Source organism: Nocardioides sp. P5_C9_2, from assembly GCF_054049555.1.
In genome coordinates, this window is the sequence record NZ_JBFUMD010000223.1 from 1 (window position 1) to 6030 (window position 6030).

The 6030-nt window shown below is 70.7% G+C and carries 7 protein-coding genes; 1 reads left to right on the plus strand and 6 read right to left on the minus strand.

Features of this window, described 5'->3' with window-relative positions:
• The 6 genes from ACXJKL_RS12215 to ACXJKL_RS12240 form a co-directional block, all read right to left on the minus strand.
• Positions 1 to 661: M16 family metallopeptidase (locus ACXJKL_RS12215; protein ID WP_457207319.1), on the minus strand; the 661-nt coding region annotated here is incomplete at its 3' end.
• 78 nt (positions 662 to 739) lie between these two features.
• Positions 740 to 2974, minus strand: coding sequence for a polyribonucleotide nucleotidyltransferase (locus tag ACXJKL_RS12220; RefSeq protein WP_457207320.1), 2235 nt, complete (start codon positions 2972 to 2974; stop codon positions 740 to 742).
• 267 nt (positions 2975 to 3241) lie between these two features.
• Positions 3242 to 3517 carry a 30S ribosomal protein S15 gene (gene rpsO / locus ACXJKL_RS12225; RefSeq protein ID WP_457207321.1) on the minus strand — a complete coding sequence of 92 codons (276 nt, stop codon included), beginning with the start codon at positions 3515 to 3517 and terminating at the stop codon, positions 3242 to 3244.
• Between the two features lie 186 nt (positions 3518 to 3703).
• Positions 3704 to 3967, minus strand: a complete 264-nt coding sequence (locus ACXJKL_RS12230; protein ID WP_056924850.1) for a DUF6458 family protein — start codon at positions 3965 to 3967, stop codon at positions 3704 to 3706.
• Positions 3968 to 4080: 113 nt separating this feature from the next.
• The gene (locus ACXJKL_RS12235) at positions 4081 to 5118 is read right to left on the minus strand and encodes a hypothetical protein (protein ID WP_457207322.1); all 1038 of its coding nucleotides are present in this window, start codon (positions 5116 to 5118) and stop codon (positions 4081 to 4083) included.
• Positions 5115 to 5441, minus strand: a complete 327-nt coding sequence (locus ACXJKL_RS12240; RefSeq protein WP_457207323.1) for a PadR family transcriptional regulator — start codon at positions 5439 to 5441, stop codon at positions 5115 to 5117. The genes ACXJKL_RS12235 and ACXJKL_RS12240 overlap by 4 nt, the downstream gene beginning before the upstream one ends.
• Positions 5442 to 5519: 78 nt before the next feature.
• Between ACXJKL_RS12240 and ACXJKL_RS12245 the strand changes: the two genes are divergently transcribed.
• A partial coding sequence (locus ACXJKL_RS12245) for a molybdopterin-dependent oxidoreductase (RefSeq protein ID WP_457207324.1) occupies positions 5520 to 6030 on the plus strand: 511 nt, incomplete at its 3' end.

Sequence of the window (6030 nt, forward strand, 5' to 3'; positions counted from 1 at the left end):
GTACGACGGTCGCGTGGTCGACGCTGCCGGCCGCGGCGACGACCATCGTCCCCGGGCGGTAGTGGCGCCGGTAGAAGCGGTGGATCTGCTGGCGGCTCATCGCGGTGATCGAGTCGTGGGTGCCGGCGATCGGGCGACCCAGCGGGGTGTCGCCCCACGCCTGGTGGGCGAAGAGGTTGTGCACCACGTCGTCGGGGTCGTCGTCGTGCATGGCGATCTCGTCGAGGATCACGTCGCGCTCGGCCTCGACGTCGGCCGAGGTGATGAGCGAGTTGGTGATCATGTCGCCGAGGACGTCGATGGCCATCGGCAGGTCGTCGTCGAGGACCCGCGCGTGGAAGCAGGTGTACTCCTTGGCGGTGAAGGCGTTGAACTCCCCGCCCACCGCGTCGAGGGCCACCGAGATGTCGAGGGCGCTGCGCTCGCGGGTGCCCTTGAAGAGCAGGTGCTCGAGGAAGTGCGAGCAGCCGTGCAGGGCCGGGGTCTCGTCCCGCGAGCCCACGCCGACCCACACCCCGATGCTGGCCGAGCGGGCGCCGGCCATCTGCTCGGTGACGATGCGCAGCCCGCTGGGCAGCACGGTACGCCGCACGCGCGAGGTCACCTGGCCGTCGGCGTCCTTGACGGTCTGGAGGGTGCGGGTGGTGCCGGAGTTCTGCACGGGGGATCTGCCTTTCGCAGGAGAAATGCCACGACCGGCCGGCAGGTGGCTGCCGGCCGGTCGCGGATGGAGCTCAGGTCACTCGGAGTCGGTGGCCTCGTCGGCCTCGTCGGCCGACGCGGAGGAGGACTCCTCCACGACGGGCACGAGCGAGAGCTTGCCGCGGTCGTCGATCTCGCCGATCTCGACCTGGACCTTCTGGCCCACCGAGAGGACGTCCTCGACGGCCTCGACGCGCTTGCCGCCGGCGAGGGCACGCAGCTTGCTGATGTGCAGCAGGCCGTCCTTGCCGGGCATGAGCGAGACGAAGGCACCGAAGTTGGTCGTCTTGACGACCGTGCCGAGGTAGCGCTCGCCGACCTCGGGCATCGTCGGGTTGGCGATCGCGTTGACGGCGTCCTTCGCGGCCTGGGCCGCCTCGCCGTTCGTCGCACCGATGTAGACCGTGCCGTCGTCCTCGATCGACAGGGTCGCGCCCGTGTCGTCCTGGATCTGGTTGATGATCTTGCCCTTCGGGCCGATGACCTCGCCGATCTTGTCGACGGGCACCTTGATCGTGATGATCCGCGGCGCGTGGAGCGACATCTCCTCGGGGGCGTCGATGGCCTCGGCCATGACGTCGAGGATCGCCAGACGGGCGTCGCGGGCCTGGGTCAGCGCCGCAGCGAGGACCTCGGCCGGGATGCCGTCGAGCTTGGTGTCGAGCTGGAGCGCGGTGACGAACTCCCGCGTGCCGGCGACCTTGAAGTCCATGTCACCGAACGCGTCCTCGGCGCCGAGGATGTCGGTCAGCGCGACGTACTGCTGCTCGCCGTCGACCTCGCCGGAGATGAGGCCCATCGCGATGCCCGCGACGGACGCCTTGAGCGGCACACCGGCCTGGAGGAGCGCCAGGGTGGACGCGCAGACCGAGCCCATCGAGGTCGAGCCGTTGGAGCCCATGGCCTCGGAGAGCTGGCGGATCGCGTAGGGGAACTCCTCGCGGGTCGGGAGCACGGGCAGGAGGGCGCGGCGCGCGAGCGCACCGTGTCCGACCTCGCGACGCTTGGGCGAGCCCACGCGACCCGTCTCACCGGTGGAGAACGGCGGGAAGACGTACTTGTGCATGTACCGGCGGTGCTTCTCCGGGGACAGCGTGTCGAGCTGCTGCTCGAGCTTGAGCATGTTGAGGGTGGTGACGCCCAGGATCTGGGTCTCGCCACGCTCGAACAGCGCCGAGCCGTGCACGCGCGGGATCACGCCGACCTCGGCGTGCAGCGGGCGGATGTCGGCGAGGCCGCGACCGTCCATGCGGATCTTGTCGCGCAGCACGCGCTCGCGGACGATCGACTTGTTGAGCGAGCGGAACGCCGCGCCGATCTCCTTCTCGCGACCCTCGAACTGGCCGGCGAGCTTCTCGAGCAGAGACGCCTTGATCTCGTCGACCTTGAGCTCGCGCTCCTGCTTGTCGGCGATGGTCATCGCGGCGGCGGTGTCGTCCTTGACGGCCGACTCGACGGCGGCGTAGACGTCGTCCTCGTAGTCGAGGAAGACCGGGAAGTCCTGGACCGGCTTCGCGGCCTCACGGGCCAGCTCGGCCTGGGCCTCGACGAGCTGCTTGATGAAGGGCTTCGCGGCGTCGAGGCCGCCGGCCACGACCTCCTCGGTGGGCGCCTGGGCGCCACCCTGCACGAGCGCGATGGTCTCCTCGGTGGCCTCGGCCTCGACCATCATGATGGCGACGTCACCGGAGTCGGTGACGCGACCGGCGACGACCATGTCGAAGACGGCGGTCTCGAGCTGCGAGTGCGTCGGGAAGGCGACCCACTGGCCCTCGATGAGCGCCACGCGGACGCCACCGACGGGGCCGGAGAACGGCAGGCCGGAGAGCTGGGTCGAGAGCGACGCGGCGTTGATGGCCAGGACGTCGTACGGCACGTTGGGGTCGAGCGCCATGACGGTGATGACGACCTGGACCTCGTTGCGCAGACCCTTCTTGAAGGTCGGGCGCAGCGGGCGGTCGATGAGGCGGCAGGTGAGGATCGCGTCCTCGCCCGGGCGACCCTCGGACCGGAAGAAGGAGCCGGGGATCTGGCCCACGGCGTACATCCGCTCCTCGACGTCGATCGTCAGGGGGAAGAAGTCGAAGTGGTCCTTCGGGGTCTTGCCGGCGGTGGTCGCCGAGAGCAGCATGGTCTCGTCGTCCAGGTAGGCCGTGACCGAGCCGGCCGCCTGGCGGGCGAGCAGGCCGGTCTCGAACTTGACGGTGCGCTGTCCGAACTTGCCGTTGTCCAGCACGGTCTCGACAGCAGAAATGATGGGTCCCTCGTTCAAAGGGTTTCCCTTTCTCTTCGCGGAGCCAGCCGCGGAACGCCCGAACAGCTCGACGTTCGAGCATGCTTGCCGGTCTTCGATCGAGGCCCACGGGCCGCGCTGTGCGCGAGAGTCCGGAAGCCACTACCGAGGACCGAGCCGACGTTCCGGGCCCACTCCTGGTGGTGTGAATGTGCAGTGGCCCCCGAGGGCCGTGGACGAGCCTAACGGAACGGCCCGTCAACCAGCAGGAGCGGCTCCCCGTGACGGGGAACCGCTCCTGGCAGGTCAGCGACGCAGGCCGAGACGCTCGACGATCGCGCGGTAGCGCGCGATGTCGGTCTTCTGCAGGTAGTTGAGCAGACGACGGCGCTGGCCCACGAGGAGCAGCAGGCCACGGCGGCTGTGGTGGTCGTGCTTGTGCTGCTTGAGGTGCTCGGTGAGGTGGCTGATGCGGTGGCTCAGCAGAGCGACCTGCACCTCGGGCGAGCCGGTGTCGCCCTCGGTCGTGGCGTGCTCGGCGATGATCTTCTTCTTGGTCTCCGCGTCGGTACCGATCGACATGCGGGGCTCCTTCCGGTCTCGTTGCGCGGCGCCCGGGGCAGGATGCCCCGAGCTCTCTGGATCCGCGGCCGTCATGACGGCAGGTCCCACCGTGCGGTGGGCAACCGGACGAGATTAGCAACGGCGACGCCCGGGCCCCAAAACGATGGGACCCGGGCGACGGTGCTGCGGCTGTGGCAGGTGGCGTCAGACGGCCGGCGGGGCGGGCGGGTCGGTCTCGGTCCGCCTCTCCGTGGTGGCCGAGCGGCCCTCGTGGTCCGTGGTGGTGGCGACCGTCGTCGCCCGGCGGCGCGTGTTGGTCTGGATGGCCGTGATCGCGATGACCAGGATGCCGGCCAGGCAGAGGATGTAGCCGACCATCGTGAGGTCGACGGCGCTGATCATGTCCTGCACGGCGAAGGCCAGGATGAGGCCGAGTGCCAGCAGGAAGACGCCGAGTCCGTAACCCATGGTGTTGTCTCCAGGTGATGGGGGGATGAGTGCTCGTGGAACCTAACGGCATTCCGCGGCGATCGTGACGCCCGACGCGCTCCAGGCACGGGCCGTCCCACCCAGAGGGGTGGCTAGCGCCCGGTCCCGGCAGCTCGTCGTCCCGCGGCTCGTCCATCGCCCGGCGTCGCCATCACCAGCGGGTGGGTGACCTCCGGCACCTCCGCGCGCTCGGGCGTGGGGAACGCCGGGGGCCGTGCCGAGTCGTAGGCGTCCGGCACCGTCCGGTCGAAGCCCTGCTGGCGCCGCTCGGCCTGTGGGAAGACGTTCCAGCGGGACACGTCGCCGAGGGTCCACGGATAGGCGCCGGTGCCGAACCGGTCGGGACAGCGCACGTCCAGGGGTCGGCCCCGGCCGTCGAAGAGCTGTACGCCGACCAGTGGCCGGCCGTCCGCGGCGTACGGCTGGATGTTGCAGACCTGCTCGCCGTCGAGCACGACGCCGCGCTGGTCGATGCTGGGCGCGAGGTCGTCGTAGTACTTCGCCTGCGCGATGTACTCCACGTTCTGCACGGTGTTGGGCAGCACGGCGAGGGCGAAGAGGTTGAGGGCCAGCAGGACCAGCCGCGCCGCGGTGGACCGCGTGCCGGGCCACAGCCGCCCCCGGCCGACCTGCACGCTGACGAGAGCGGCGGCGAGGAGGACCACCGCCCCGGCACCGGCCGACCCGGTGGGCAGGTAGGGGACGTCCTGGTCGCGCGGCAGCCAGAGGTGGAAGCTCACGAGCATGACCGCCAGCCAGGCCCGGAAGACCCACCAGGCGGGCCGGGCGGCACGCAGCAGGCCACCCGCGTCGCCCGGGAGCCCGTCGAGCAGCTGCGACGAGCGGGCCGCCGCGGCGTCGAGGACCGCACGCGGCGAGGACCCCGACCACGAGACGCCCTGCACCGGCGCACCCGGCGGCAGCCCCGCGGCCGACCTCAGCTCGGCGGCGTAGGCGTCCGGGTCCCCCAGGACGTCCGCCCCCTCCTCCGCGACCCGTTCGGTGACGTCGGCCTCCAGGCCACCGAGCAGCTCCTCGCGCTCGTCGTCGTCGAGGTCGGCGAAGCGGGCACGGACGGCGGCGACGAACCTCGCCACCTCGGGTCGGACGTCGGCCGGTGCGGTGTTCATGAGCGGGCCCCCTGGAGCAGGTCGGTGACGGTCGTGGAGAAGTGCGCCCAGTCGTCGCTCTGGGTCTTGAGCTGCTGACGGCCGACGGGGGTGATGCCGTAGTACTTGCGGTGCGGTCCGCTCTCGGACGGCACGACGTACGACGTCAGCGCGCCCGCGGCGTACAGCCGGCGCAGCGTGCCGTAGACGGAGGCGTCCCCCACCTCGTCGAGGCCGCCGGCCCGCAGCCGGCGGACCACGTCGTAGCCGTAGCCGTCCTCCTCGTCGACCACCGCGAGCACCGCGAGGTCGAGCACCCCCTTGAGGAGCTGTGTGCTGTCCATGCGCCGACACTAGTGCGGATTGCGCACTAGTGCACGACGCGTCATTCCGGCGGCGTGTCGGCGTGCGAGGATCCCCACGTGCCTCCAGCGACGAACGCCCCGACGGATGCCCCGGTGCTGAAGCTCGGCGTCTGCAACCTCTGCGAGGCCATCTGCGGACTGGAGATCACCCTCGAGGCCGGCGCCGTGACGGGGGTGCGCGGGAACCGTGACGACCCGCTGTCGCGCGGCCACGTCTGCCCCAAGGGCGTCGCCATCGCGGACGTGTACGCCGACCCGGACCGGTTGCGCCGACCGGTGCGGCGCGACCGGGACACCGGCGAGTGGACGGAGATCGGTTGGAACGAGGCGTTCGACCTGGTCGCCGACGGGCTCGCCACGACCATCAACGCGCACGGTCGCGACGCGGTCGGGATCTACCTCGGCAACCCCAACGTCCACAGCCTGGGGTCGATGACGCACGGGACCGCCCTGGTCAAGGCCCTGCGCAGCCGCAACACCTACAGCGCCACCTCGGTCGACCAGCTCCCCCACCAGCTGCTCGCCCAGCTGATGTTCGGGCACCAGCTGCTGCTCCCGGTCCCCGACA

What these genes read in the sequence shown, in the direction of transcription:
- rpsO (WP_457207321.1), bottom strand. Translation starts at nt 3,517, where the DNA reads ATGTCGATCGGTACCGACGCGGAGACCAAGAAGAAGATCATCGCCGAG.
- ACXJKL_RS12230 (WP_056924850.1), bottom strand. Translation starts at nt 3,967, where the DNA reads ATGGGTTACGGACTCGGCGTCTTCCTGCTGGCACTCGGCCTCATCCTG.
- ACXJKL_RS12235 (WP_457207322.1), bottom strand. Translation starts at nt 5,118, where the DNA reads ATGAACACCGCACCGGCCGACGTCCGACCCGAGGTGGCGAGGTTCGTC.
- ACXJKL_RS12240 (WP_457207323.1), bottom strand. Translation starts at nt 5,441, where the DNA reads ATGGACAGCACACAGCTCCTCAAGGGGGTGCTCGACCTCGCGGTGCTC.